Below are 25,553 nucleotides of genomic sequence, written 5' to 3'. Positions count from 1 at the left end.
ACGAATAGCGGCGCGTCGACAAACGTCAGTCTTCCCGCATCTCGGCTGTGAATTTCTTCATATCGAAGTCAGGATTGGGCAGGCCCATCCTCACCGCCTCGGCTTGCAGCCTGGCAATCCGGTCGCGAAGCGACACATTGGTGCGACTGCGTTCGAGTTCGTGCAAAGCGCGGTCCGCACCGCCTCCGTTTTGCTTGGAGCGTCCGTCTGGCGCTGCAACATAGTCGCTGAAGCATCCACTTCGGGGCCTCGTATATAGAGTGCCATTTGATCCTATGTCTCCCTTGCTGCGGGTCAGCGGCCGCAGTACTATTCAATCACACGCACCGCTCTATTTACTATATTTGAAGGCACCGTTAGACCGAGCTTTCTCGCGGTCTGCAAGTTCACCACCAATTCGTGCTGGGACAAAGTCTGAATTGGTATGTCGCGGGGGCTCTTGCCATCAAGAATCTTCTTCGCGCACAGCGCCATGTGATATGTTGCGCTTCGCAAGCTGGTGCCGTAGCAGAACAGACCTCCCGCATCGATCTGCTCCCGCGCGAAGATGGTTGGCAAGCGACGCGCAAGGGCAAGCTCCGCGATTCTTGCGCGGAGTGCTGCAATGATCGGCTCCTCGAGGACGATGAGCGCTTCGACCAGCTCGCGATCCATCGCTGCAAAAGCGCCGTCAAGATCGGGCTGAGGCCCTATAATGCGGAGAACCTGCGGGTTCAGCCCAAATTCTTGTATTGCCCCAGCATTGGAGGCTGACAGGCAATCGGACACCCCCTGATCGCTCAAGATCGCGATGCGGGAGAGCGCTGGTAAGACGGCTCGCAACAACTCGACATGCGTCCGCGCCTGGTTTGGATCGAAGCTGGTTACTCCTGTCATGTTGCCGCCGGGCTTCTCCAGGCTTGCGGCGAGGCCATCACTGACCGGATCGACGACGACAGAATAAACGACGGGGAGCTCCGTTGTCGCCTTTTGGACCGCACGCGCGGTCACCGCCCCGATCACGGCGATAAGGTCGACGTTCAGCCTAACCAGTTCCGTCGCCAGGGTGGGAAGCCTGCCCAAATCACCATTGGCCGATCGCTGCTCAAACCGAATGCTCCGGCCTTCGGCAAATCCCAGTTCTCTCAGCCCCTCCTTGAAGCCTTCGATTGGTCCCCCAGGGCCTGCCGTGATGATGCCGATCGTAGCTATGTCGTTTATGAGCAACGCGCTGTCCTCCAGGCTGGACCTTCTTGCAGTGGACGACCTAATTTACCTCTCTCGCCGCCCTTGTCAGCAGCCGCTGATAAAACAGGCCGATGCCGATGAGCACCGCGCCGAGGCCGATGAAGGACAGCGCCCGCAACACGCCTTCCAGTTCCGACATGTCGAAGATGAAGACTTTGAGCACGGCGATCGAGATCAGCGCTGCCGACGCTATGCGCAGCACCTGGGACTTCAGCCAGACACCGGCGGTGAGCAGCACCACGCCGATTACCAGCCACAGTGCCGAATAGGTATAGGTCTCAAGCTGGCCGAGACCGCTCCACAGCCCGATGAACTCACCCTTGAACAGGCGCCTGACCGACAGCGTGGCATAGGCAAAAGCGAGCACCGCCGCCACCACCGCCAGCATCGCCGCATACCATTGCGGCCGCTTGTCACGGCAATGGAGTGCCAGTGCGCCTGCCGCGACCGCCGGCAAGAGGTAGGCGAGGAACAGAAGGTTGAACACCGGAATGCTGCCGGTCGATTCATCGGTCAGCAACGGGTTCAACGCCAGAAAATGCTGGAGGACGATGAAGGCGACCGAGACCACGCCCGCTGCAATCGAGCCGTAACGCAGCACCTGACTTGGCGAGCGCATGTCGATAGCGACCAGGATGGCACCGGCACCGATGGCGATCAGCGTGTAGATCGCCTGTTCGGCCAGCGTCGCAGCAGCCGTATCGATGACGCCGCCATGCATGGCATGGCGCACCAGCATGGCGACGGTGAGCAGGCAAAACAGCGCGGCGCCGGCCTCCATGGCAAGGCGCGGTCGGCCATTGGTGGTTCGGGCAAGCTGCCAGGCGGCAAAACCGAAAGCGAGCGCCGGCACCCCATATCCAAGCAGCAGCCAGTTGAACACCGGCGTCTTCGACAGGAACTCGGCACCGACGATGGTCGGGTCGAAGGCAGCGCGACCAAGCACTGCAATCACCGCACCAACGGAAATCCATCCAAGCACCGGATAGCTACGCCAGCGCGTCGCCAGCGCTGGCACGGCGGCGGCTGCTCCGAGCAGGATGGTTGTCCAGCCCGAACCAAAGGCCATGTGCAGCATCAGCAGGCCGGCAATCGCCGCCCCGCCGAGCGCGAAGGAGACGGCAGCGCCGCCGGTCAGCGGCGGCGCTTCGCCGCGTGCTATCCATTCGCCGCCGGCAGCGAAGACCCCGACCAATACGGCTGCAACCGCCGCATAAGCAAGGTCACGGTCGAGATTGCCGAAGGTAGACCAGAGCGCCAGCAGGATGACCAGTGGCGCGACAGCGCTCCAGGCCGCCCACGTGGCGGCGCGCAGCCAGCCATGGGCCGCAAAACGGCGCGCTGCCCAAAAGCCGATGCCGATGAAGACCAGGCCGAGAACGATGCCGACCCTGAGCATCAAGGCATCGGACGCCACAACCGGCATGCCGTCGACGCCAAGAGCGCCGCCCGAAAAATCGGAAGCGATCGTGGTCGGCGGAATGATGCCGAGATAGACCAGCACAGTCGCCAGCCCGGCGGCGTGCAGCAGTGCCAGCGCCCGCGGCCGATAGAGCGCCACCGCCACCAGGGCTGCGACAAGGGCGGCACCCGGCAATGCACCGCGGATGGCGGCGAAGGCCGGATCGACGAACAGGGCCAGCGCCGAAAGCCCGACGAAGAAGCCCGGCGCGATCGACGGCCAATCGAAGCCGCTGCCGGCGACCGCTTCGTCGCGGCGGCCAAGCCAGACGAAGGCGAGCACGGCCAGTGTCACCCCGTCGATAAAAAGGATGACGGAAAGGTTCGTCCCCGGTGCTTCGGTCATGTAGAAGATGGTCCAGATGCCGGTGGCGACGAAGGCTGCGGCCATCAAAAGCCTCCAGTCGCGGATACGGGCGATGACGCCGGCGGTGACGAGCACGATCGCCAGATAGCCGAACAGCGCCCACGGATTGGGCGCCTGCGAGGCGACCAGCAGCGGCGTCACCATGGCACCGAGCAGGCCGACGCCGGCCAGCGCCTGACCGTGAACCAGGCTTGCCGCGATCGTCGCCACCCCGATGGCGCCGAGCAGCGTGAAAGCGAGCGTCGGGCCGATAAAGCCGTAAATGCTGTACGCGGCGTAGACGGTACCGAACAAAATGAAGGCGCCGGCCGCCGTCAGGATTGCCGGGATATAGGCACCGGCGGCACCTTGCACCGGCACCCTGAAGCCGGTGCGCCGGATGAACTCGCCGCCGGCGACCAGCACCAGCCCGAGTGCCGCCGCCATGGCGAGCCGCACGCGTGGCCCGAAAATGCCGGCCTCGATGGTGTAGCGGATCAGGAACAGGCCGCCCAGCGCCAGCGCGATGCCGCCGACCCAGACCGCCCAGCGAGTACCGAGAGCCGTTTCGACGTCGGACTGGCGAGCTGGCTTCGCCGCGGCCGCCGGTTGCGCCGACTCCGGCGCGGATGGCGCCGCGGTATCGGCCTCGGCCTCTGTGGCTGATGCGACCGCTGCGGTCCCTGGCGATGCCAGGTCGGCTGCGGCCGCAAGCGGTATTGCGGCATCCGCCGGTTTGCTGTCGTTTGCAGCCGGTTCCTTGGCTTGCGGCGGCAGCGCAGGCGTGCCCGAAAGCACAAGGCTGCGCAAGGCGCCAAGCTCGCGCTCGATCAGGCCGATACGGCTCTGCTGGCGTGAAATGATGACGAACAGCGCGATGATGGCGACGAGGCCAATCAGGCTTTCAAACATGGCGGTTCCCCCAAACCAGGCCAGTTGTCACTGACACTCAATGTTCAGTGACATTCAAATGCGGCGGCCAAACGGCCGGTCCATTCAACGTGCCACCAGATTGGCCGCCGGAAAGATCGAGCATGTTTCAGCGCCCAAAGCCAGCAGCTTGCCGTTGACATCCTTCAGCGCCGCTTCCGAAACCGCCAGCGTGCCGCCCTTGTGCCAAGGCCGAGCGGCGAAACGTTGCCGGGACAAGGTTCAACGTCGCTCATCTGGTGGTCTCCCCGGCGGTTTCTGCGGCGCTCGCCTTGCCGGATTCATGGCCGGGTGATTGATGCCTGCGCAAGGCGGCGAGAAACCCGGCGCGGGCGCCGGGAGGCTCGATGCCGCGCGGTTCGTAGACATGGCGGGTCAAAAAGAAGCCGGTCAGCCGGAAGGCGTCCTCGATCGCCGCCGGATCGGCGCGCAACCCGGAGCCGCGCTGCAGGAAGGCAGGCAGCGCCAGCATCTTGTCGCGCCACGGCGCGCCCGCCGCGCGCGACACGGCGCGGCCGGATTTCGGCGAGACATAGGCAAGGTCCTGCCTGGTGCCGGTCGCCGCACACTGGCTGAGATCGAGGCCAAAACCGAGTTCGTCGAGGACCAGCAGCTCGAAGCGGGCCACCAACTCGCCGGCGGCATCGGCATCGTCGAGATGAGCGATCATCACCGCAAGCGTCTCGTAAAGGCCGCCATGGGCGTCACGCTCGGGCAGAAGACGCAGATGTGCGGCCATCGTCTGCAGGCCGTAGACGGCAACGGCGCTGTCCATCAACCGGGCGGCGTTCATCTCGATCGCCTCGACCTGGAAGGTGCCGAGATGCTCGTCGAGCCGCGCCCGCCACAACAGGTCGACGCGATTGCCGGGCTGCAAGACCGGCTGCTGTTTGCGCGAACGGCCGCCGCGCACGAGGCCGAGATGGCGGCCATGCACGCGCGTCATCACCTCGAGAATGGCGCTGGTTTCGCCATGCTTGCGGGTGCCCAGAATGATTCCCTCGTCGCGCCATTCCATGACGAGAGCTTGTCACCGGTTGGATGGCGAAATCAAGATGAGCGACTTATCCGCCGCAAACCAAAACGGCCCGTAGCGTATCGCTACGGGCCGTTTCTGCGAGATCGTCGTTTGATCAGAACGAGCGCTGGAAGCGGAAGATGCCGCCGATCGCGTCGGCATCGTCGGCATCCAAATTGTCGTAATAATCGACTTCGGCGGTGATCGTGTAGCCAGGAACGATGGTGTAGGCGACATTGGCCGCAACAGCGAAGTCTTTGTCGTCGGTATAGGAGACCTGGGCGTTCAACGAGGTCTTCTTGTTGACGGCATAGCTGCCGCTGCCCCAGACGGCAAAGTTGCCCGCCCACGGCTTATAGAAGTTCTTCGCGACGTTGTCGTCGCTGCCGTAACCTGCCATCACGAACAGGGTCAGGTCAGTAATCGGCTTGACGTCGAGGCGAGCTTTGCCGGCCCATTCTTCCGACGTACTATTATGGCGCCGACCGCGGTGATCGCACCCCAGTCGCCCTTGTATTTAACGCCTATAGGCAGGGTGTATGACGGAGAGACGACGAACGGGAACGCTGGACGACCGCCGTGTCGGCAGGCGTTCCAACCGGTCTGACTGGCCGGTTCTGCATGAAATATCGGAAATTTCTCAGAACCCGCTCAGGATTTCGGGTAGCGCGGCTGCCAATAAGAAACGGGTCGACCGAGGTGGTCGGCGCATAGCCTCCCGGAATGTTTCGGCCGGCTGTTCAAGATGTAAGTCGACCGATTGGGCAGCCCGGCGACCTCTCATTGTCATCTGCCCGTGAGAGGCCCGACATGACTTCTTTCCTGCGCCTGGTGCGGCAGCATCAGTTGGCTGCCTTCTTTTCGTTGACGCTTGCCCTGACCTGGTTTGCCTTCATCCCATTCTACCTGTCGAATGGCGATAGCATTCCCTGGTTTACCTTCGGCCCGATGGTGTCCGGATTCGTCATCGCCGCTCTTTCCGGAGGCTGGGCTTCGGTCAAGGCCATTCTCGCTTCCATGGTGAAGTGGCGGGTATCTCCGCTATGGTATCTGGTGGCATTCGGCCTGCCATTGAGCACGCAGCTTGCCTCAATCCTGGTCAATCCGCTGTTCGGCTCGGCGACGCCGGCCTGGGGCAACATACCAGCCGTCACTGAGATACTGCCGATCATCGCGCTCTATGCGGTCTTCAGCGGCCCGCTTGGCGAAGAGCCGGGATGGCGCGGCTTTGCGACACCGCGTCTGTTGACCAAGCATTCGGCGCTGGCCGGAAGCCTGATCCTCGGCGCGATCTGGGCGATCTGGCATTTTCCGCTCGGCCTGGTCGGCGATCTCAGCCTCTACGGCACGATCAACGTCGTGCTGGCGGCAGTGGTGTTCACCTGGCTCTATCAGAACACCGGCAGTGTGCTTCTCGCCATTCTTATGCATGTCACCCATCAGAACAGCGTGCGCTTCCTGGGCAAGGCGTTCATCGACGCCGACCATGTGCAGCAGCAATGGATTGGTGTTGCGATCTGGGCGGTGGCTGCGATCGCGATCGTTGCCGTCTACGGCACCGAGAGCTTCGTCCGCAGGCCGGCAACGCAGCCCGCCCTTGCTGGCGCCGTCTAATTTGCGGCGTCCAAATCCAAAGCGCCGCTTTCGGCGGCGACAGACCTTGACCCAGCCCTCCAGCCGTAGGCCAATACAGGCACGGCTGCAGGGAGCGGGCCGTTTCGATGGCGGTTTCGGCCACTGAGCAGGTTTTTCAGTTTGGCGGTTTCACGCTCGATCTGGGCAAAGGTACGCTCGGCCGGGCCGGACAGCCGGCCTTCCTGCGGCCGAAAGCCTACGCATTGCTGACGCATCTCGCCCGCCACATCGGCCGTGTGGTGCCGAAGTCGGAATTGATGGATGCGGTCTGGCCGGGTGTTTTCGTCACCGAGGATTCGCTGACGCAGTCGATTCGCGAGATCCGCAAGGTGCTCGGCGAGGAAACGATACGGACCGTATCGAAGCGCGGCTACATGCTGATCCCTGAAATCGAGCCGGTGCCCGAACTCGGCGCCCAGCCGATCGTGGCGGTGCTCAGATTCCGCAATGACGGCGCCGATCCGGCCGACGAAGCGATCGTCGATGGTATTGCCGAAGACATTATCAATGGCCTCGCCCGCTTCGGCACGTTGACGGTGCTGGCGCGCAACTCGAGCTTCTCGTTTGCGTCCTATTCGCCTGGCGAATGGCCTGTCGTGCGTTCGTGCATCGGCGCCGACTATGTCGTCGAGGGCTCGGTGCGGCGGCAGGCAGACAGCATCGTCTGTGCGGTCAATCTCGTTGACGCAGCCAGCGCTTCCCAGCTCTGGGGCGATCGCTACCAGGCCGATTACGCCGGGCTGTCCGCCATCCAGCAGGAGATCGTCGAAAAGATCGTCGGCCGGCTGGTGGTTCGGGTGAACAATGCCGGCCTGCAACGTGCCTCGCGGCAGCCGGTAGCCAGCCTCGCCGCCCATGAACTGGTGCTGCGCGGCGTCGCCTTGCTGCGCGATCCGGCGCAAAGCGAACTGAAACAAGCAGCAGCGTTTTTCGAGGCTGCTATCGTCAGGGACCCGGCCTATGGCCTCGCCTACACCTATCTGGCGCTGTCGCATGTGCTTAACAGCGAATTCGGACCGAGCAGCGACGCCGTGCTGACGAAGGCCCGCGACCTGGCCGACCGGGGCATCGCATTGTCGCCGGACCAGGCAACGGCACACCGCATCCAGTCGCTGGTGCGGCTCAATATGCGCGACCACGAGGCGGCCGAGCATCATTTGCGCATCGCGCTCGAGCTCAATCCGGGCGACGCAGACTGTATCGAGCAGATGGGGCATCTGTTGACGATGCGCGGCCGGCCGCTCGACGCGCTCGCCTGGCTGGCGCGCGCCATCCGCATCAACCCGCTGCATCCTCACTGGTATCAGTACGATCGCGCGCTCGCGCTATACAAGCTGGGCGAATACCGCACGGCTGCCGAGGTGCTGGAGTTGGCGACGCGACCGACGCCGTGGATCCGCACCCGGCTTGCCGCCTGTTACGCTCAGTTCGGCGACATGCAAGCGGCAAGGCGCCAGGCTGCGCTGATCAACGCCGACGGCTCCGATTTCTCACCGCTCGACTATGCAAGAACGGGCATCCCGTTCGAAAACGCGTCCGACGCCGAGCATCTTGCCAACGGTGTGTCGTTGGCGCTTGGGGACCGCTCAGAATCCTGAGACGACCAACAGACAGCTCGACCGATCGGCCAAATCCTTGGATAGCTCAGTGCGGAAATTCGAGCCCCATCTCGCGGTAGCGCTCGGGATCGTCGCCCCAGTTCTCGCGCACCTTGACGAACAGGAAGAGGTGCACCTTCTGCTCGAGGATGCCTGCGATCTCCATACGCGCGGCCTGGCCGATGGCGCGGATCGTCTCGCCCTTATGGCCGAGCACGATCTTCTTCTGGCTGTCGCGCTCGACATAGATTGTCTGGTCGATGCGCACCGACCCGTCCTTCTTCTCTTCCCATTTCTCTGTCTCGATGTGGGAGGAATAAGGCAGTTCCTGATGTAGCCTGAGATAGAGCTTTTCGCGGGTGATCTCGGCTGCGAGCTGGCGCATCGGAAGGTCGGAGATCTGGTCTTCAGGGTAGTACCAGGGTCCGGCCGGCAGGGTCTCGGCGAGATAGTCGAGCAGGTCCTTGCAGCCGGACCCCGTCAGCGCCGAAACCATGAAGGTGCGCTTGAACGGCACCCTTTCGTTGGCTGCCGCCGACAATGCAAGCAACGTCTCGTGCTTGACCCGATCGACCTTGTTGAGGATCAACACCATCGGCTGCCGGACATCCTTCAGCCGCTCGAGGATGGCATCTGCATCGCCCCGGATGCCGCGCTCGGCATCGATCAAGAGCAGCACGATATCGGCGTCCTTGGCACCGCCCCAGGCTGTGGTCACCATCGCGGTGTCCAGCCGGCGCTTCGGCTTGAATATGCCCGGCGTGTCGACGAAGACGATCTGCGCGTTGTTGTGGGTGGCAATGCCGCGCACGATGGCGCGCGTGGTCTGCACCTTGTGTGTCACGATCGACACCTTGGCGCCGACCAATTGGTTGACCAGCGTCGATTTCCCCGCATTGGGCGCGCCAATCAGCGCGACGAAGCCGGAGCGGGTAGCGGGCGCTTCTGTTGCGGGAGCTTCGGTGGCGGTCATGCGGCACTCCCTTGATCGAGCCAGACGCCTTCCCGCTGCAGAAGTGCCGCGGCTGCAGCCTGCTCCGCTTCGCGCTTGGAGCGCCCGCTACCGGTCGCCGGCGGATAGGCGCCGACCTTCACACTGACGGTGAACAGCGGATCGTGGTCCGGTCCCTCGCGGCTGTCGATTATGTAAACCGGCACTGCGCTTGCCGCCTGATGCGCCCATTCCTGGAGTTCGGTTTTCGCATCGCGACGGGCGGCGTCAATGGCTTGCGAGCGCGGCTGCCAGTATCTGTGGATAAAGGCACGGGCCGCTTCCAACCCGCCGTCGAGATAGAGCACGGCGATCAGCGATTCCAATGCATCGGCGCGCAGATTGACGCGCTTGCGCCCATCGAGGCCGCGTACGTCCGAACCGGCGCGAATGAGTTCCGGCAGGCCGATCTCATCGGCGATTTCCGCCAGGGCCTCGGCGTTGACCAGGGCGTTCAGTCTGAGCGACAGCTCACCCTCGGCAGCGTCGGGAAATGCCGCCAGCAGCATATCGGCAACGACAAGGCCGAGAACGCGGTCGCCCAGGAATTCGAAACGTTCGTAGTCGACGCCGGCATGACTGCCGCGAGCGCTGGCATGGGTCAGCGCCCGCTGCAGGCGCTGGTGGTCGCCAAAACTGTGGCCGGTGCGCTCCTTGAGCGCCTCGGCGAGCGCATCGGCGGTCAGCCGTTTCGTCGCCGCCATGGTCCTAATTGACGAAATGGAACAGGCGCGAGGCGCGCATCTGCGACGGCCATTTCCAGATTTCGAGCGGGCTGGCGCCGCCGCCGATCGAGAAGAAGATGAGGTTGGCGCGGCCGACCAAATTCTCGTCCGGCACGAAGCCGACGGTGAAGCGGCTGTCCGACGAGTTGTCGCGATTGTCGCCCATCATGAAATAGTGACCGGGCGGCACCTTGAACTCTTTGGTATTGTCGCCGATCGAAGCCTGCGTCAGGTCGAGCGTGTCGTAGCTGACGCCGTTCGGCAGCGTCTCGCGATAGACATCGACCGGCCCGTTCTCCTCGGTGATGTCGCGGTTGTCGATCTGCCCGACTTTGACGCGCGGCACGCCCACGTCGTTGATGAAGAGCTGGCCATCCTTGACCTGGATCTTGTCGCCCGGCAGGCCGACGACGCGCTTGATATAATCGACAGAAGGATCCGGCGGGAACTTGAACACCACCACGTCGCCGCGCTTCGGCTCGGAGCCCCAGATGCGGCCCGAAAAGATGTTCGGCCCGAACGGCAGCGAATAGCGGGAGAAGCCGTAGGACCACTTGGTGACGAAGAGATAGTCGCCTTCGAGCAAAGTCGGCCGCATCGACCCGGACGGGATCGAGAACGGCTGGAACAGGAGCGTGCGGATGACCAGCGCAAGCAGCAGGGCCTGGACGATGACGCTGACGGTTTCGCCAAGTCCACCGGATTTCTTCTGGGTTTTTTCAGCCACGCTCATGTCGTCCTCGATTGTGCGTTGGATGGTATAGAGTCTCGGCGCGCGCTGGGCAACGTCATGCCGGTGGTCAGATGCAATCAATGTGGCGCTTCTTCGACCGGCAACGCTTCAATGATCACAAAGGCTTGAGCGAGCGGAAAATCATCGGTTATGGTGAGGTGGATCACGGCTCGGTGCCTTTCAGGCAGGATTTCGTCCAGCCGCGCTGCCGCCCCGTTGGTGAGCGCCATGGTCGGCTTGCCGCTGGCCAGGTTGACGACCCCCATGTCACGCCAGAACACACCCTGCGCAAGACCGGTGCCCAACGCCTTGGCGCAGGCCTCCTTGGCGGCGAAACGCTTGGCGTAGGAGGCCGCACGCGCCGCGCGGTTTTCGGAGCGCGCCTGTTCGATCTCGGTGTAGATGCGTTGGATGAAGCGCTGACCGTGACGTTCCAACGACTTCTCGATGCGTCTGATGTCGATGAGATCGCTGCCGATACCGATAATCATTCGGCGGGAACTTCCGGCCCGGTTTTTCCAGCCTTTGCCGCTCTTTCGGCCAGACGCTTGCGGCGCTGCTCCTGGAAAGTGACCATGCCCCAGCGGGTGATGCCGTAAAACAGCAGCCCGAAAACCAGGCCGAGCGGTATTGCGCCAACCGTCATCGGCTTCAGCACCGGTCCCCACAATTGCGCAAAGGAAAGATTGTGCAGCATGTCGCCGAGATGGGCAGGCGGTCCGTGTGCCGGCAGGTGTTCATGCAGGATCAGCTTGCCGACCTCCCAGGAGGCGGCCCATAGCAGCGGAAAGGTAAGGGGGTTGCCGAAGACCGTGCCGAGTGCTGCGGCAACCAGATTGCCGGCGATCAGCCAGCACAGGATGGCGGCAATGATGAAGTGGAAGCCAAGCGGGAAAAACGACGCGAATACGCCCGCCGCAACACCGGCGGCCACCGCATGCGGCGTGGCTCTAAGCCGCAGGATGCGCTTGGAAAAATACCGCAGCGAGCGCGAGAACGAGCGGCGCGGCCACAAATAAGTACGCACCCGCTCTAAGAAACCATCAGGCTTGCGCCGTCGAAAAAGCACTCTGTTCCTGTTCCTAGTTCCGTCAATAGCTTCACGCCGGCTTCTCCAGCCGGGCGCGACAGCCCCATGCTGCGCTCTGCGGTCGCCGAAAAGCAACTACGACTTTGATATAGCGATGCGCTGGCCGAAGAACAACGAGGCCGAGGGCATCCGCTCGGTGGCCGGTCGCGCCAGCCTTGGGTATCGCCGTTCTGAACAGGGCATGATCGCGGCGAATTTAAGGAGCGCCACTTAGGGTCGATATTCGCTGACCTCGACGAGGTTGCCGTCCGGGTCACGAAAATAGACCGACATCATCGCGCCACGAGCGCCGGCACGCTCGACCGGGCCGACCTCTATCACCACGCCATTGGCGGCGAGGTTGGCACATATCTCGGCGAGCGGACGGGCGGCAATCAAGCAGAAATCTCCGGAGCCCGGCGTCGGCGCCTTGGCCTTCGGCTCGAAGGTGTGCCCGACCTCATGCACATTGATCTTTTGCGTTCCAAACAGCAGCGCCGTCGGCCGGTCCGGCTCGTCGAGGCGCTTGAAGCCAAGCACGCGCTGATAGAAGGCGCAGGTGTCTTCAACGGAGCGAACCGTCAGCACGAAATGGTCGATACCAGCAATCACGGCAGCGCCTCTTGACTTGTTTTATGCATTTCTTTGTCCCAAAACCGCTGCACATGCTCGGTTCAAGCCCGAGGATAAGCTTTGGGCGACATGCATTAGATATTGCGGCTGCCCGGCTTGATCGCCGGTAGGGCGGCAAGCTCGGGCGGCAGCCTGTCGGCCGGATAGGCCGGAACCTCGTATTCGGCGAGCGCGATCAGCGGCACGCCGACATCGGTCTTGCCGGCCGAGCGGTCAATGATGCACGCAGCGGCAACGACATCGGCGCCAAGTGCGCGCAGACAGTCGATGGTCTCGCGGATCGACAGGCCGGTGGTGACGATGTCCTCGACAATGACGACGCGCGATCCCTTGGCGATCTCGAAGCGGCGCAGCCTGAATTCGCCCCCTTCCCGCTCGACCCAGATCGCCGGCGCACCAAGATGGCGCGAGGTCTCATAGGCCGGGATCAGCCCGCCGATCGCCGGGCCGACGACGTAGTCGATCCTGCCGGGCACGCCAGTGCGGATCTTTTCGGCGAGCGCCTTGCACAAGCGCTCGGTCTTGTCGGCATGCATGAAAACGCGCGCCTTCTGCAGGAAGACCGGACTGCGCAGGCCGGACGTCAGGATGAAATGCCCTTCGAGAACGGCGCCGGCCTCGCGGAAAATGCCCAGCACTTCGTCGGTGTTCATCGTTCACTCCATGCCCATGGTGAATGTGAATGGTGAATTGTAGTGAGTAGTGAGTGCACTCTCTTTCACTATTCACTATTCACTATTCACCCATTCACGCGTCGCGCGTCGCTGACGCTCGAATTGTCCTTTAGCTGCGACAGCAGCCGGTTCAAGTGCTTGAGGTCCCACACTTCGAGATCGATCAGCATTTCGGTGAAATCGGGCGCGGTGCGCACCATCGACAAAGTGTGGATGTTGGCATCGTTGGATGCGACGACTTGCGCAATGTCGGCAAGCGAACCCGGCGCGTTGATGGCGGTGACCGAGACGCGCGCCGGGAACCGCTCCTTGGTGCGCTCGTCAATATCCCAGCGCACGTCGATCCAGCGCTCGGGCTGGTCGTCAAAGGCCTGCAACGCCGGCGACTGGATCGGATAGATGGTGATACCGGTTCCCGGCTGCACGATGCCGACGATGCGATCGCCTGGCACTGCCCCTTCCGGCGCGAAGCGCACCGGCAAATCGCCGCGCACACCGCGGATCGGCACCGCATCGTCGCGCGGCTGGTTTTTATCCTTGCGCGCGGCGCGGCCCGGAATCTGGAACAGCATGCCGGCGGCATTGCGGATCTTCGACCAGCCCTCCTCGCGCTGCTTGGGCGCGACCAGCGTGACGCGCTCGTCCTTGTAGTCGGGAAACACCGCCTTCATGACATCGGTGGAGGCAACTTCGCCTCGGCCGACCGCGGCCAGCACATCCTCGATGTCCTTGCGCGCGAGGCGGTGCAGCACCGGCTTCAGGCTTTCCTTGGTGAAGGTCTTGCCGGACCGTTCGAAGGCGCGCTCCAGAATGCGGATACCGAGACCTGAATATTGCTTCCGAATAGCGTTCTTAGTGGCGCGGCGGATGGCCGACCGCGCCTTGCCGGTAACCACCACCGATTCCCATGCCGCAGGCGGCACCTGCGCCTTCGAGCGGATGATCTCAACCTCGTCGCCGTTCTTCAGCTCCGTCATCAGCGGCATGATGCGGCCATTGACCTTGGCGCCGACGCAAGTGTCGCCGACATCGGTGTGGACGGCATAGGCAAAGTCGATCGGCGTGGCGCCGCGCGGCAGCGCGATCAGCATGCCCTTCGGCGTAAAGCAGAACACCTGGTCCTGGAACAGTTCCAGCTTGGTGTTTTCGAGGAAGTCCTCGGGGTTGTCGCCTTCGGCAAGCTGCTCGATGGTGCGCCGCAGCCAGGCATAGGCATTGGTTTCCTTCGAGATCGCATGGGCGGCACCATTCATCTTGCCGCCGGTATCCTTATAGATCGAATGAGCGGCGACGCCGTATTCGGCGATCTTGTTCATCTGGTAGGTGCGGATCTGCAATTCGACGCGCTGGCGCGACGGGCCGACGATGGTGGTGTGGATCGAGCGGTAGTCGTTCTGCTTCGGCGTGGAGATGTAGTCCTTGAAGCGGCCGGGCACCATCGACCAGGTGGTGTGGATGGCGCCGAGCGCCCGGTAGCAGTCCTCGACGGTATCGACGACGACGCGAAAGCCGAAGATGTCGGACAGTTGCTCGAACGACAACGCCTTGGCTTCCATCTTGCGGAACACCGACCACGGCTTCTTCTGCCGGCTCTTGACCTCGGCCTTGATCGAATATTTGTCGAACAGCGTGGAGAGCGCCTTCTCGATTTCGGACAGCACGCCCTTGTTGCGCTCGAAAATTTCGGCCAGCCGTGCGGTGACGGCGCGGTAGGCTTCCGGATTGATGAAGCGGAAGGCGATCTCCTCGAGCTCCTCGCGCATGCCTTGCATGCCCATGCGCCCGGCCAGCGGCGCATAGATATCCATCGTTTCCTCGGCGATGCGCAGGCGCTTGGCTTCCGGCACATGGTCGAGCGTGCGCATGTTGTGCAGGCGGTCGGCGAGCTTGACCAGCAGCACGCGAACGTCTTCCGAGATCGCCAGCAACAGCTTGCGTAGGTTCTCCGCCTGCTCGGCCTTTTTGGAGACGAGGTCGAGCTTCTTCAGCTTGGTCAAGCCTTCGACCAGCTTGCCCATTTCCGGGCCGAACAATTCGTCGATCTCGGCCCTGGTCGCCGTGGTGTCCTCGATCGTGTCATGCAGCAAGGCAACGGCGATCGTCGCCTCGTCCATATGCATTTCGGTGAGGATGGCGGCGACTTCGAGCGGATGCGAGAAATAGGGATCGCCGGAAGCGCGCTTCTGGTGGCCATGCTTCTGCATGGCGTAGACATAGGCCTTGTTGAGCAGCGCCTCGTTGACGTCAGGCTTGTAGCGCTGGACGCGCTCGACAAGCTCATACTGACGCATCATGGGCGGGATCTCGCAATGCTGAAATGAATCATGCGCCGCACTGGCGTACGGCGCATGTCATAGATAGCCACGAAACTGCCGACGCGAAAGTGTCGGCAGTTGTCGCTAAGATCAATAATCGTCGCTTTTTTCCGGCGGCACCAGACCTTCGATGCCGGCCAACAGGTCTTCTTCGGTCATGCGATCGAAGGTGACGTTGTCCTCGGCGTCGTCGGCATCGGTGGCCGCAACGGCGCTGCCGGTCTGGTCGGCAATCGCCTCGCCATCGGCTTCCGGCTCATCGACCTCGACATGCTTCTGCAGCGAATGGATGAGATCTTCCTTGAGGTCGTCCGGCGACAGCGTCTCTTCGGCGATTTCGCGGAGCGCAACGACCGGGTTCTTGTCGTTGTCGCGCGGTACGGTGATCTGCGCGCCCTGGCTGATCTGACGGGCGCGGTGGCCGGCCAGGAGCACCAGCTCGAAGCGGTTGTCGACCTTGTCGATGCAATCTTCAACGGTTACGCGGGCCATGAGTTGCCCCTTTCATGCCTGGATTTGATGGAAAACAGGCGCGGTCCATAACCCGAACGCCGCCAAAATACAAGCTTTTATGGCGGTGCGCAGCTCTGACGCGGGCCGCCTGCGACGACACAGCGCCGATCACAATTGCTTGCGGTGCGGCATGATACCTTGGATTGCCGTAAAACTGGCGTTATCTCGAACGATGAAGGCCAACAGGTCTATTATCAGACCGGCCGATAGTCGCGACGCATTTAGACGACCGCTTATTTCGAAAAAGGACATTTTCCATGTTCGATCCTCGTGAAAAAATCGCTCTCTTTATCGACGGTGCAAATCTCTACGCCACCTCGCGCGCGCTGGGCTTTGACATCGACTACCGCAAACTTTTGTCGAGCTTCCAGAAACGCGGCTATCTGCTGCGCGCCTATTACTACACCGCGCTGGTCGAGGATCAGGAATACTCCTCGATACGGCCGCTGATCGACTGGCTTGATTATAATGGCTTCAAGGTGGTGACCAAGCCGGCCAAGGAATTCACCGACTCGACCGGCCGGCGCAAGATCAAGGGCAATATGGATATCGAGCTGACCGTCGATGCGCTGGAGCTTGCCGACGTCGTCGATCATTATGTCATCTTCTCAGGCGACGGCGATTTCCGTACGCTGGTCGAGGCGCTGCAGCGGCGCGGGCGCAAGGTGTCGATCGTCTCGACGATGGCTTCGCAGCCGCCGATGATCTCCGACGATCTGCGCCGCCAGGCCGACCATTTCATTGACCTGATGACACTCAAGAACGAAGTCGGCCGCGATCCGTCGGAGCGGCCTGTGCGTCGGCCCGAACCGGCCGAAGTCGACGAGGAAGACTATTGACGGTCGTTGCCTTGACCGCGCCCCTGGTCGTCTCGCCCGAACCCGATCGCGATTGCCCGCTCTGCCCGCGGCTGCACGACTTCATCGCCGAGTGGCGGCGGCGCGAGCCGTCCTGGTTCAACGCGCCGGTGCCGACCTTTTTGCCGCCGGAAGGCGAGGATGCGGTGCGCTTGCTGATCGTCGGCCTGGCGCCTGGCCTGCGCGGGGCGAACCGGACGGGGCGCCCCTTCACCGGCGATTTTGCCGGCGACCTGCTCTACAACACGCTGATCGCGCACGGCTTTGCGCGCGGCGAATTCAAAGCGCGACCAGATGACGGGCTGGAGCTTGTCGGTTCGGCGATTACCAATGCGGTGCGCTGCGTGCCGCCGGATAACAAGCCGGTTGGCGCCGAGATAGCGACCTGCCGGACGTTCCTGGTACCGACGATTGCGCGGTTTCCAAATCTGCGCGCTGTGCTGGCGCTGGGCTCGATCGCGCACCAGTCGACCGTGCGGGCGCTCGGCCAGCGCGTCGCCGCCTATCCGTTCCGGCATGGTGGGCAGCAGCAGGCCAATGGCATCACGCTGTTTTCCAGCTATCATTGCTCGCGTTACAACACCAATACCGGCGTGTTGACGGAAGCGATGTTCGTCGACGTCTTTAGTCAGGTAGAAGCTTTTCTGAAGACATAGAGTCGGACGACGCCCGCCAGGGCACGATCCCTAGATTCGGGCGATCGCGAACAACCAGGCCAGGAGATCCAGCAACCACAGAAACAGTGCAAGCTGCAGCGCGACGCGCAGGCGTTGGATGATCCGCCAATTGCTGGCCATGTCGGATTTGATGCGCAGCGCAAGCGCTCGGTGGATCCCGTGCACGGTTGCGGGAGGGTGCTGATCGACGAAGTCCTGGGGCAGCTTCTTGGGATCGAAACGGAACGTGTAGTTATAATACGGCCACAACATAATCGCGACCAGCAGTCCGATCAGAAAAAGCAACGTCAGCGCTCCGGCATCAAATGCACTTAGCACAGCGCCACCTGCGATATGAATAGCCACATTGGCGAAGGCTTCGTCGCATCGCGCCACTGAGGGTGCTTTCGGGCGGACAGGAATAGTGTCAATCCGACGCCGTCGCTTGAGGCGCTGCGGCAAACAACGCGGCCAGCGTCGCCGGCCCGCCTTGGAGAACATTCAGGTCGACGTCGCCGCTGATGCCGTCGACGCGGCCCCGGTTGTGGTACTGCCAGTAAATCCAGTCGTCATGGCCTGGCCGCAGCGCCAGCGAACGCAGCCAGCGCGGGCGGCCGGCTACCTGCCCGGCATAGGCTTGGGCGGCCTCGTCGGTCACATAAAGGATCGCCGTCTTGCCGAACGCTGCTTCGACCGGGCCGAGGAAGGCTGAGAGTTCGGCGCTCAGCTGTTCGGGAGTTGGCCGCTGCGGGCAATTGCCGCCGAACTCGATGTCTACCACCGGCGGCAGCAAAGGCTGATCGCGCGGCACCACCGAGATGAAGATGCGTGCCTGATCGGCACCGGGCCTGCAGAAGGTGAAAAAGTGATAGGCGCCGACGGCAAGGCCGGCGGCGCGGGCCGCACGCAAATTGCCCGCGAAGGCATCATCGACATGGTCGCCGCCTTCAGTTGCCTTGATAACGGCGAAGGCGACATCGTTGGCGGCAACACGCCGCCAGTCGATCTGCCGCTGATGGTGGGAAACGTCGATGCCCCTGACCGGATATTTGCCGCGATCCGGAGAAAACGTCTGAAAGTAGGTATAGCCGCCGGCCAGGATGAGGCCCGCCATGAGCAGACCGGCCGCACCCCACAAGACGATCCGGGTTTTCAACAGAGACCTATCCCCATTGGCCCGCCCTGCCCGCCGCCATGCTCCGGGCGTTCGTCGCTCGAAAAGCCAAATCATTGGCTTTTCGTCCGCTTCGGACCGCCCTCACCCTCGCTCTTTCAGCAGCCGGCCCTTCTCGCGCGACCAGTCGCGCTGCTTTTCGGTCTCGCGCTTGTCGTGCAGCTTCTTGCCGCGGCCAACGGCGAGCAGCAGCTTGGCACGGCCCTGGTCGTTGAAGTAGATCTTCAGCGGCACCAGCGTCATGCCTTCGCGGTCGACGCTTTGCGCCAGCTTGGCCATCTCGCGCTTTTTGAGCAGGAGTTTGCGGCGGCGGCGTGGCTCGTGGTTGAAGCGGTTGGCCTGCAGGTATTCCGGCAAATAGGAATTGATCAGCCAGATCTCGCCGCCCTCGACCGAGGCGTAGCTGTCCTGGATGTTGGCCTGGCCCTGGCGCAGCGACTTCACCTCGGTGCCGGTCAGCGCAAGACCGGCCTCGATCGTGTCGAGCACCTCATAGGAAAACCGCGCCTTGCGGTTTTCCGCAACGGTCTTGTTGTTGGGATCGGCTTTTCTGACTTGATTCATGATGCGGAGAGGTGGCGCCTCATCCCTAGTTTATCAAGCCGGCGTGCTTCATCGCTGCGTCGATCTTCTCGGCGGTCGACGGCTCGACCGTCATTAGCGGCGAGCGCAGCACGTTTTCGACCTTGCCCAGCTTCGACAGCGCATATTTCGCGCCGGAAACGCCGGGCTCCATGAAAATCGCCTTATGCAGCGGCAACAGACGGTCCTGCAGGTCGAGCGCCTTGGCGCTGTCGCCGGAAAGCGTTGCCTCCTGGAATTCGGCGCAGAGCCTGGGCGCGACATTTGCTGTCACCGAGATGCAACCGACACCGCCATGCGCGTTGAAGCCGAGTGCCGAGGCGTCTTCGCCGGAGAGCTGGATGAAATCCTTGCCGCAGGTGGCGCGCTGCTCTGAGACCCGCTCGACCTTGCCGGTGGCATCCTTGACGCCGACGATGTTCTTGAAGTCGTGCACCAATTGCCCCATCGTCTCCGGGCTCATGTCGACCACCGAGCGCGGTGGAATGTTGTAGATGATGATCGGCAGGCTGGTCGCCTTGGCGACGGCGGCGAAATGCGCATAGAGGCCGCGCTGCGTCGGCCTGTTGTAATAGGGCGTGACGACAAGGGCCGCGTCGGCGCCCGCCTTCTCGGCATACTGGACCAGGCCGACCGCCTCTTCGGTGTTGTTGGAGCCGGCGCCGGCGACGACCGGAACCCGGCCCTTGGCGACCTCGATGCAAACCTTGACGACTTGGCGGTGCTCGTCATGCGACAGCGTCGGCGACTCGCCGGTGGTGCCGACCGGGACCACGCCCGTCGTGCCTTCCGCGATCTGCCAGGCTATGAACGCGCGAAAGGCTTTCTCGTCGAAACGGCCGCTCTTTTCGAACGGTGTGACGAGCGCGGTCAGCGAGCCTCTCAGCATGTCGTCCAACTCCTTGGGGCCTTTCGGGTTTTGTCGTGCGCGCCTTCTAGCCGAAAGCGAAGCGGCGCACCATAGTCTCGACATTGTTGCGCGGCAAGCATTGCGCCGGCAATCGTAATTCGAACGACCTCAATAAGATTTTCTTTACGGGCCCTTCACCACCGACGAATAGGCTTCGGTTCAACTGTGCCTGTTGTAACGTCGAAGAACAGGAAATGACCAGATCCATGCCGGCCAGGCGGCCTCATCTTTTCGCGCTTTTCGGCGCGATCGTAGCGCTGATACCCGGCGCGGCGATCGGCGGCAGCGTCGATGTGCGGGTCACGTCGGCGATCCCGATGACGGCGCCGGACAACGATGCGCTGCAGCAGTCCCCGTCGCCGTCCGCCAGCGTTGCGATGCTGAAGAGCGGTCTCGACGCGCTGGCGGCAAACGACATTCAGCGCGCGCGCCAGGTGCGCGAGGCGCTGCCGGCCAAATCGCTCGACCGGCACATCCTTGCCTGGGCGATAGCGCTCTATGGCGGCGACCAGGTGCCGAGCGGCGACATCGCCGATGCCGCGAAGATGCTGCCGAACTGGCCGGGCACGATCGCCTTGCGCAAGAACAGCGAGCGCGCGCTCTATCGCGAGAACCCCTTGCCACATGTCGTGGTGCGGGCGTTCGACGGCAGCCAGCCGCTGACCTTCGAGGGCGTGGTGATCCTGGCCCGCTCCTATGTAGCGCTGGGCGATACGAAGGCGGCGCGCTCGGTGCTGTCGCCATTCTGGCGCACCGAAAAGCTCGAAGCCAGGGACGAGGCGGCGGTCATCCGCGAGTTCGGCGCGCTGATCCCGGCCGCCGACCATCGCTTCCGCATGGAGCGCATGTTCTATGCCGACCGGGTCGCTTCGGCGCTGCGCGTCGCCGGTCTCGCCGGCGCCCAGCAATTGGCCGACGCCTGGGCGGCAGTCGCCAAAGGCGAAAAGAACGCGGCCAAGCTGCTGAAGGCGGTGCCGACAGCGCAGCGGGCGGCCGGCTATCTCTTTGCCGAAGCCGAATATCTGCGCAAGCAGCAGAAATTTTCAGACGCTGCCGCGCTGGTGCTGAAGGCGCCGGGCGACCGTGACGCGCTGGTCGATCCGGACGCCTGGTGGGTCGAGCGCCGGGTGCTGTCGCGCGAGCTGGTCGACCAGGGCGACATGAAGACCGCCTACAGAATAGTCGCCGCGCACGCCGCCGAAAGTGCCGCCAATGCCGCCGAGGCGGAATTCCACGCCGGCTGGTACGCGCTGCGCGGCCTCAACGATCCCGCCACCGCCGCCAAGCATTTTGCGCGAATCGCGGAGCTCGCCCAGGGGCCGATGTCGCTGTCGCGCGCTTACTATTGGCTCGGCCGCGCCGCCGAAGGCGGCGGGCCCGGGAATGGCAAGGGTTTTTTGAGCCGTGCCGCCAGCGTAGGGCCGCCCGTTTACGGCCAACTCGCCGGCGAGCGCGTCGGCCGGCAGACCCTCAACATCGTCTACCCCCAGCCAAGTGCCGCCGACCGCCGGAATTTTGCCACCCGCGAGGCGGTCAGCGCCATCAAGCGGCTGCAGGAGGCCGGCTATGACCGCTACGCCGAAACGCTCTACCGCGACCTTGCCGGGCAGCTGAACAGCCCCGGCGAACTGGCGCTGCTTGCGGCGCTGGCGGAAAGACAAGGCAACCATTTCATGGCGCTGAAGGTCGGCAAGATCGCCGGCGCACGCGGCATCGACGTCGGCGCGCTGTCGCATCCGCTCGGCGTCATTCCCGACACCGCCAACATCACCGGCTCGGGCAAGGCGCTGGCCTATGCGATTGCCCGGCAGGAAAGCGAGTTCAACATCGGCGCTGTCTCCAGCGCCGGCGCGCGCGGACTGCTGCAGCTGATGCCGGGCACGGCCAAGCAATTGGCGAAGAAGGCCGGCATGACATTTTCTCAGGCCCGGCTGACCACCGATGCCGGCTACAATGCAACGCTGGGCGCTGCCTTTCTCGGCGAGCAGCTCGGCCGTTTCGATGGCTCCTACGTGCTGACCTTCGCAGGCTACAATGCCGGCCCCACCCGGGCCACCCAGTGGGTGGCGAAATACGGCGATCCGCGCGGCAAGGACGTCGACGCCATCGTCGACTGGATCGAGCGAATTCCCTATACGGAAACAAGAAGTTACGTCCAGCGCGTGATGGAGAACTACGAGGTCTACAAGATGCGTATCTCCGGCAAGTACGATATTGTCGGAGATCTGGTGAACGGCCGGGGGTGACGGCCGGGCTTCAAGCCAAGTCAGGCTGCGATCCTTCGCGCCCCCCTCTGTCCTGCCGGACATCTCCCCCTCTAGTGGGGAGATTGGCAGCTTCGCTGAGGGGTACTTTTCTGCAACTTGGGATGTTATCGAAAACGGAGATGATGGCCGATCTCCCCCCTTGAGGGGGAGATGTCCGGCAGGACAGAGGGGGGCGCTATCCCGTCGACATCTCGAAGATTCTCAGCGCCGACGCTTCGATTTGACCGCCCCTGCCCTCGCCTGTAGCAGTCGGGAACGATCCGGCAACTGCGAGGAAGCGGTCCATATGGGAATCGAGCAGGGTTTTTCCGACTTCTTCTACGCCGCGCCGGACGGGCTGTCCCTGCACGCCCGCATCTACGGCGAAGCGAATTCCGGCCATTGGCCAGTCGTTTGCCTGCCCGGCCTGACCCGCAGTTGCCGTGATTTTCACGAATTGGCGCTTTATCTGTCGACGCAGGCGAGGCGTAAGGTTGTTGCTTTCGACTATCGCGGGCGTGGGCGGTCCGCCTACGATGACGATATCGGCCATTACAATATCGGCATCGAAGCGGGCGATATTCTCGCCGGGCTGGCAGCACTGAGCATCGAGGAGGCTGCCTTCATCGGCACGTCGCGCGGCGGACTGATCATCCATGTGCTCGGGGCAATGCGGCCGGCCGTGCTGAAGGCCATCGTCTTCAACGACATCGGCCCGGTGATCGAGCCGCAAGGTCTCGCCCATATCCGCTCCTATCTCGACCCCCTGCCAAGGCCGAAGACGTACGCCGAGGTGGTCCGCGGCCTGCGCAGCACCCATGGCCCGGATTTTCCGGCGCTGAACGATGCGGATTGGGAGCGAATGGCGTCAGCCCTCTACCGCGAGACCGAGGAAGGGTTCTTGCCGGATTTCGACCCGAAAGTGGTCGACACGTTGACGGGCCTCGATCCCCGCCGGCCGCTGCCCGATCTGTGGCCGCAGTTCGACGCGCTGGCGGCGGTCCCGATGCTCGTCATACGCGGCGCCAACTCGAAGCTGCTGTCCGCGGAAACACTCGAGCAGATGCGCACGCGCCATGCCGACATCGAAACGATCACGGTCGACGGCCAGGGGCATGCACCGTTTCTCGAGACCGGCAACCTGCCGGGCAGAATCGCTGGTTTTTTCGAGCGGGCGGAGCGGCGGGACTGGCGCGAAGTAACGCTCGAGAACTGAGGAATTTATTGGGCAGTGCTGCACCGAGTTGAGCGATGGCGGAGAGGATGGGATTCGAACCCACGAGAAGCTTTTGACCTCTACTCCCTTAGCAGGGGAGCGCCTTCGACCACTCGGCCACCTCTCCGTTGCGCCGGTGGATAAAGAAAAGCGCCGCCACAATCAACAAGCTGGTGTCACTATCGTCGAAAAATCGGGCCTCCGCCAAAGTGCCACCTGTGGCTTGAGGCGATTCTGCGGCAATTCCCTGGCTGTTGAGTCGGTCCATGGTCACAGTTTGGGCGGGCCATTGCCGGAATTGGCTGGAATGCGGGCCTGATAGTTAATGGGAGCTTTCGGAGTGAGGCCAAATCGTGTCATTTGTGCAACAACGCTCGGCGATAGCGCCACCACAAACCTTTTGCCGGTACGATCGTGGTTGAACGACGCCGCCTCATGGGTAATGTCGGGTTTGAAGGAGCGGCGCGGTGCGCATCTTTTTCGGTAGTGGGGATGGGGCAGGGAACGCTGTCCTTCAGCAAAGAATACCCAGACCCGTTTTTTAACTTTTGACTGGAGGTCAGAAAATGAACATCAAGAGCCTGCTTCTCGGCTCCGCTGCGGCGCTGATCGCAGTATCCGGTGCTCGCGCCGCCGACGCCGTCGTCGTCGCCGAGCCGGAACCCGCAGAATACGTCAAGATCTGCGACGTCTACGGCGCTGGCTACTTCTACATCCCCGGCACCGAAACCTGCCTGCGCATCGGCGGCTATGTCCGCTACGACATCGGCATCGGCGACGTCGGCTCGTTCGACGGTGCTGAGAATTTCGATCACGAAGATGGCGATATCCAGGACACCTACTCCAAGAACGCCCGCTTCAACCTGAAGACCTGGACCGGCCAGGAAACCGAGCTCGGCACCTTGAAGACCTACACCGAGACCCGGTTCAACTTCGGCAACCGGAACCGACACGTCAGCAGCACATACGTCCCCGGTCCCGATCCGGACGGCCCGGGTCCGCTGCCCCCGCTGCCAGGTGAGACGGTCACTGTCAACAATGACGCCGAAAACAAGGGCGTTTCGCTGAACTTCGCCTGGATCCAGCTCGGTGGCCTGCGCGTCGGTAAGGACGAATCGGCCTTCAACACGTTCATCGGCTACGCCGGCAGCGTCATCCAGGATACGCTGGTTCCTTACGGTGATTTCGACACCAACGTCGTCCAGTACTACTTCGATTTCGGCAACGGCTTCTCGGCCGTGGCTTCGCTCGAGCAGGGCGCGGGCCGCGTTGGGACCATCGACAGCTACGTTCCGCATGTCGTCGGCGGCCTGAAGTGGACGCAGGGCTGGGGTGCGATCACCGGCGTCATCGCCTACGACAGCAACTACGAAGAAGTTGCCGGTAAGGTTCGCCTCGACGTGAACGCGACCGACGCGCTTTCGCTGTTCATCATGGCCGGCTACGGCACCGACGACAATCTCAATGACCCAGGTAACGCCATCGACGCCTTCGGCCGCGGCTTCTACAAGCAGTGGGGCGGCAACTGGGCGGTTTGGGGTGGCGGCACCTACAAGATCAACGAGAAGACCTCGTTCAACGTGCAGGCTTCGGCTGATGACGACAAGAACTATGCCGTCGCGGCGAACATCGCCTACGACATCGTTCCGGGCCTGACGATCACCGCCGAAGTTGACTGGGACCACTACGGGCGGTTTAACGATCCGGCCAGCTACACCAACGTCAACTGGACCAGTGCGGACAAGAAGGACAGCATTGGCGGCCTCCTCCGCTTCCAGCGCTCGTTCTAATAAGTTCGACCTGACCAATATTGAACCCGGCGGGCAACCGCCGGGTTTTTTCGTATGGGGGTGGGGTGCCAAGCTGAGTGATGCATGGCGCCGCCAATGCTGGCCATGGTCGTTCTGTGCTGGATCTCGGTCTGTGATTTTTGACAGGTTGGAAGCCGATCGGCTGCGCAGAATGAAAGCAGCAGCGATCCTTCGCGCCCCCCTCTGTCCTGCCCCTCTTTGCCAAAATGGTGGCATCTCCCCCACAAGGAGAG

Annotated in this window: 26 protein-coding genes and 1 tRNA gene; 7 read left to right on the top strand and 20 right to left on the bottom strand. The window is 62.8% G+C overall.

Annotated elements, in window-relative coordinates:
- Positions 1-25 precede the first annotated feature (25 nt).
- The 6 genes from NKJ72_RS31050 to NKJ72_RS27980 all read right to left on the bottom strand — a co-directional run bounded on the left by NKJ72_RS31050 (position 26) and on the right by NKJ72_RS27980 (position 5,406).
- Entirely contained in the window at positions 26-166 is a 141-nt protein-coding gene (locus NKJ72_RS31050) for a hypothetical protein (protein ID WP_502895551.1), read from the bottom strand.
- 143 nt (positions 167-309) lie between these two features.
- Positions 310-1,206 (bottom strand): ABC transporter substrate-binding protein, encoded by an 897-nt coding sequence (locus tag NKJ72_RS28000; protein ID WP_352480329.1) that lies wholly within the window; start codon positions 1,204-1,206, stop codon positions 310-312.
- Between the two features lie 40 nt (positions 1,207-1,246).
- Positions 1,247-3,946, bottom strand: a complete 2,700-nt coding sequence (locus NKJ72_RS27995) for a DUF2339 domain-containing protein (RefSeq protein WP_352480328.1) — start codon at positions 3,944-3,946, stop codon at positions 1,247-1,249.
- Positions 3,947-4,030: 84 nt separating this feature from the next.
- Entirely contained in the window at positions 4,031-4,183 is a 153-nt protein-coding gene (locus tag NKJ72_RS27990) for a hotdog fold domain-containing protein (RefSeq protein ID WP_254820198.1), read from the bottom strand.
- A gap of 13 nt (positions 4,184-4,196) precedes the next feature.
- Positions 4,197-4,982, bottom strand: a complete 786-nt coding sequence (gene recO, locus NKJ72_RS27985) for a DNA repair protein RecO (RefSeq protein ID WP_352480327.1) — start codon at positions 4,980-4,982, stop codon at positions 4,197-4,199.
- Between the two features lie 115 nt (positions 4,983-5,097).
- Positions 5,098-5,406 (bottom strand): porin, encoded by a 309-nt coding sequence (locus tag NKJ72_RS27980; RefSeq protein ID WP_352480340.1) that lies wholly within the window; start codon positions 5,404-5,406, stop codon positions 5,098-5,100.
- A gap of 386 nt (positions 5,407-5,792) precedes the next feature.
- Here NKJ72_RS27980 and NKJ72_RS27975 point away from each other — a divergent pair, with 386 nt between their 5' ends.
- On the top strand, positions 5,793-6,596 hold the full coding sequence (locus tag NKJ72_RS27975) for a CPBP family intramembrane glutamic endopeptidase (protein WP_352480326.1): 804 nt from the start codon (positions 5,793-5,795) through the stop codon (positions 6,594-6,596).
- A 107-nt stretch (positions 6,597-6,703) separates the two neighbouring features.
- Positions 6,704-8,215 (top strand): winged helix-turn-helix domain-containing tetratricopeptide repeat protein, encoded by a 1,512-nt coding sequence (locus tag NKJ72_RS27970; protein WP_352480325.1) that lies wholly within the window; start codon positions 6,704-6,706, stop codon positions 8,213-8,215.
- Between the two features lie 46 nt (positions 8,216-8,261).
- On the opposite strand, the gene era is transcribed toward NKJ72_RS27970, so the two are convergent.
- The 9 genes from era to rpoZ form a co-directional block, all read right to left on the bottom strand.
- Positions 8,262-9,188, bottom strand: coding sequence for a GTPase Era (gene era, locus NKJ72_RS27965; RefSeq protein ID WP_023677765.1), 927 nt, complete (start codon positions 9,186-9,188; stop codon positions 8,262-8,264).
- Complete coding sequence (gene rnc, locus NKJ72_RS27960) at positions 9,185-9,910, bottom strand: ribonuclease III (RefSeq protein ID WP_254820195.1); 726 nt, start codon at positions 9,908-9,910, stop codon at positions 9,185-9,187. Before rnc ends, era begins: the two co-directional genes overlap by 4 nt.
- A gap of 4 nt (positions 9,911-9,914) precedes the next feature.
- A complete protein-coding gene (gene lepB, locus NKJ72_RS27955) occupies positions 9,915-10,664 on the bottom strand; it encodes a signal peptidase I (protein ID WP_352480339.1) in 750 nt (249 codons plus the stop codon).
- Between the two features lie 77 nt (positions 10,665-10,741).
- A complete protein-coding gene (gene acpS, locus NKJ72_RS27950) occupies positions 10,742-11,155 on the bottom strand; it encodes a holo-ACP synthase (RefSeq protein WP_254820193.1) in 414 nt (137 codons plus the stop codon).
- Positions 11,152-11,733: a DUF2062 domain-containing protein gene (locus NKJ72_RS27945; protein WP_254820192.1), complete on the bottom strand. Its 582-nt coding sequence runs from the start codon at positions 11,731-11,733 to the stop codon at positions 11,152-11,154. Before NKJ72_RS27945 ends, acpS begins: the two co-directional genes overlap by 4 nt.
- Before the next feature lie 231 nt (positions 11,734-11,964).
- The gene (locus tag NKJ72_RS27940) at positions 11,965-12,345 is read right to left on the bottom strand and encodes a VOC family protein (protein WP_352480324.1); all 381 of its coding nucleotides are present in this window, start codon (positions 12,343-12,345) and stop codon (positions 11,965-11,967) included.
- A gap of 95 nt (positions 12,346-12,440) precedes the next feature.
- Positions 12,441-13,019, bottom strand: coding sequence for an orotate phosphoribosyltransferase (pyrE, locus tag NKJ72_RS27935; protein ID WP_352480323.1), 579 nt, complete (start codon positions 13,017-13,019; stop codon positions 12,441-12,443).
- 86 nt (positions 13,020-13,105) lie between these two features.
- A complete protein-coding gene (locus tag NKJ72_RS27930) occupies positions 13,106-15,334 on the bottom strand; it encodes a RelA/SpoT family protein (RefSeq protein ID WP_254820189.1) in 2,229 nt (742 codons plus the stop codon).
- Positions 15,335-15,445: 111 nt separating this feature from the next.
- Positions 15,446-15,847: a DNA-directed RNA polymerase subunit omega gene (gene rpoZ / locus NKJ72_RS27925; protein WP_023677773.1), complete on the bottom strand. Its 402-nt coding sequence runs from the start codon at positions 15,845-15,847 to the stop codon at positions 15,446-15,448.
- Between the two features lie 278 nt (positions 15,848-16,125).
- On the opposite strand from rpoZ, the gene NKJ72_RS27920 reads away from it, so the two are divergent.
- A complete protein-coding gene (locus NKJ72_RS27920) occupies positions 16,126-16,707 on the top strand; it encodes a LabA-like NYN domain-containing protein (protein ID WP_292657898.1) in 582 nt (193 codons plus the stop codon).
- Positions 16,704-17,381 (top strand): uracil-DNA glycosylase, encoded by a 678-nt coding sequence (locus NKJ72_RS27915; RefSeq protein WP_352480322.1) that lies wholly within the window; start codon positions 16,704-16,706, stop codon positions 17,379-17,381. Before NKJ72_RS27920 ends, NKJ72_RS27915 begins: the two co-directional genes overlap by 4 nt.
- A 30-nt stretch (positions 17,382-17,411) precedes the next feature.
- Here NKJ72_RS27915 and NKJ72_RS27910 read toward each other — a convergent pair whose 3' ends face one another.
- The 4 genes from NKJ72_RS27910 to dapA form a co-directional block, all read right to left on the bottom strand.
- Positions 17,412-17,777 carry a hypothetical protein gene (locus tag NKJ72_RS27910; RefSeq protein WP_352480321.1) on the bottom strand — a complete coding sequence of 122 codons (366 nt, stop codon included), beginning with the start codon at positions 17,775-17,777 and terminating at the stop codon, positions 17,412-17,414.
- Between the two features lie 31 nt (positions 17,778-17,808).
- Positions 17,809-18,537 carry a GH25 family lysozyme gene (locus tag NKJ72_RS27905; protein ID WP_352480320.1) on the bottom strand — a complete coding sequence of 243 codons (729 nt, stop codon included), beginning with the start codon at positions 18,535-18,537 and terminating at the stop codon, positions 17,809-17,811.
- A gap of 102 nt (positions 18,538-18,639) precedes the next feature.
- Positions 18,640-19,119: an SsrA-binding protein SmpB gene (smpB, locus tag NKJ72_RS27900; RefSeq protein ID WP_352480319.1), complete on the bottom strand. Its 480-nt coding sequence runs from the start codon at positions 19,117-19,119 to the stop codon at positions 18,640-18,642.
- Between the two features lie 25 nt (positions 19,120-19,144).
- Positions 19,145-20,026, bottom strand: a complete 882-nt coding sequence (gene dapA / locus NKJ72_RS27895) for a 4-hydroxy-tetrahydrodipicolinate synthase (protein WP_254820184.1) — start codon at positions 20,024-20,026, stop codon at positions 19,145-19,147.
- Between the two features lie 227 nt (positions 20,027-20,253).
- Between dapA and NKJ72_RS27890 the strand changes: the two genes are divergently transcribed.
- On the top strand, positions 20,254-22,293 hold the full coding sequence (locus NKJ72_RS27890) for a lytic transglycosylase domain-containing protein (protein WP_352480338.1): 2,040 nt from the start codon (positions 20,254-20,256) through the stop codon (positions 22,291-22,293).
- 307 nt (positions 22,294-22,600) lie between these two features.
- On the top strand, positions 22,601-23,509 hold the full coding sequence (locus NKJ72_RS27885; protein ID WP_352480318.1) for an alpha/beta fold hydrolase: 909 nt from the start codon (positions 22,601-22,603) through the stop codon (positions 23,507-23,509).
- 36 nt (positions 23,510-23,545) lie between these two features.
- Here the strand turns inward: NKJ72_RS27885 and NKJ72_RS27880 are convergent.
- Positions 23,546-23,636, bottom strand: a tRNA-Ser gene (locus NKJ72_RS27880).
- A gap of 439 nt (positions 23,637-24,075) precedes the next feature.
- Here NKJ72_RS27880 and NKJ72_RS27875 point away from each other — a divergent pair.
- Positions 24,076-25,299: a porin gene (locus tag NKJ72_RS27875; protein WP_352480317.1), complete on the top strand. Its 1,224-nt coding sequence runs from the start codon at positions 24,076-24,078 to the stop codon at positions 25,297-25,299.
- Positions 25,300-25,553 lie beyond the last annotated feature (254 nt).

The organism is Mesorhizobium sp. M0045 (assembly GCF_040323385.1).
Taxonomy (GTDB): Bacteria; Pseudomonadota; Alphaproteobacteria; order Rhizobiales; family Rhizobiaceae; genus Mesorhizobium.
The sequence above is the reverse complement of the archived record's forward strand: the minus strand, read 5'-3'. Positions and strand labels throughout refer to the sequence as shown.

Coding starts and splice junctions, on each gene's coding strand:
- recO (WP_352480327.1), bottom strand. CDS start 4,982: ATGGAATGGCGCGACGAGGGAATCATTCTGGGCACCCGCAAGCATGGC.
- dapA (WP_254820184.1), bottom strand. CDS start 20,026: ATGCTGAGAGGCTCGCTGACCGCGCTCGTCACACCGTTCGAAAAGAGC.
- acpS (WP_254820193.1), bottom strand. CDS start 11,155: ATGATTATCGGTATCGGCAGCGATCTCATCGACATCAGACGCATCGAG.
- smpB (WP_352480319.1), bottom strand. CDS start 19,119: ATGAATCAAGTCAGAAAAGCCGATCCCAACAACAAGACCGTTGCGGAA.
- NKJ72_RS27920 (WP_292657898.1), top strand. CDS start 16,126: ATGTTCGATCCTCGTGAAAAAATCGCTCTCTTTATCGACGGTGCAAAT.
- NKJ72_RS27975 (WP_352480326.1), top strand. CDS start 5,793: ATGACTTCTTTCCTGCGCCTGGTGCGGCAGCATCAGTTGGCTGCCTTC.
- NKJ72_RS27890 (WP_352480338.1), top strand. CDS start 20,254: ATGCCGGCCAGGCGGCCTCATCTTTTCGCGCTTTTCGGCGCGATCGTA.
- NKJ72_RS27875 (WP_352480317.1), top strand. CDS start 24,076: ATGAACATCAAGAGCCTGCTTCTCGGCTCCGCTGCGGCGCTGATCGCA.
- rnc (WP_254820195.1), bottom strand. CDS start 9,910: ATGGCGGCGACGAAACGGCTGACCGCCGATGCGCTCGCCGAGGCGCTC.
- NKJ72_RS27995 (WP_352480328.1), bottom strand. CDS start 3,946: ATGTTTGAAAGCCTGATTGGCCTCGTCGCCATCATCGCGCTGTTCGTC.
- era (WP_023677765.1), bottom strand. CDS start 9,188: ATGACCGCCACCGAAGCTCCCGCAACAGAAGCGCCCGCTACCCGCTCC.
- rpoZ (WP_023677773.1), bottom strand. CDS start 15,847: ATGGCCCGCGTAACCGTTGAAGATTGCATCGACAAGGTCGACAACCGC.
- lepB (WP_352480339.1), bottom strand. CDS start 10,664: ATGAGCGTGGCTGAAAAAACCCAGAAGAAATCCGGTGGACTTGGCGAA.
- pyrE (WP_352480323.1), bottom strand. CDS start 13,019: ATGAACACCGACGAAGTGCTGGGCATTTTCCGCGAGGCCGGCGCCGTT.
- NKJ72_RS27970 (WP_352480325.1), top strand. CDS start 6,704: ATGGCGGTTTCGGCCACTGAGCAGGTTTTTCAGTTTGGCGGTTTCACG.
- NKJ72_RS27930 (WP_254820189.1), bottom strand. CDS start 15,334: ATGATGCGTCAGTATGAGCTTGTCGAGCGCGTCCAGCGCTACAAGCCT.
- NKJ72_RS27885 (WP_352480318.1), top strand. CDS start 22,601: ATGGGAATCGAGCAGGGTTTTTCCGACTTCTTCTACGCCGCGCCGGAC.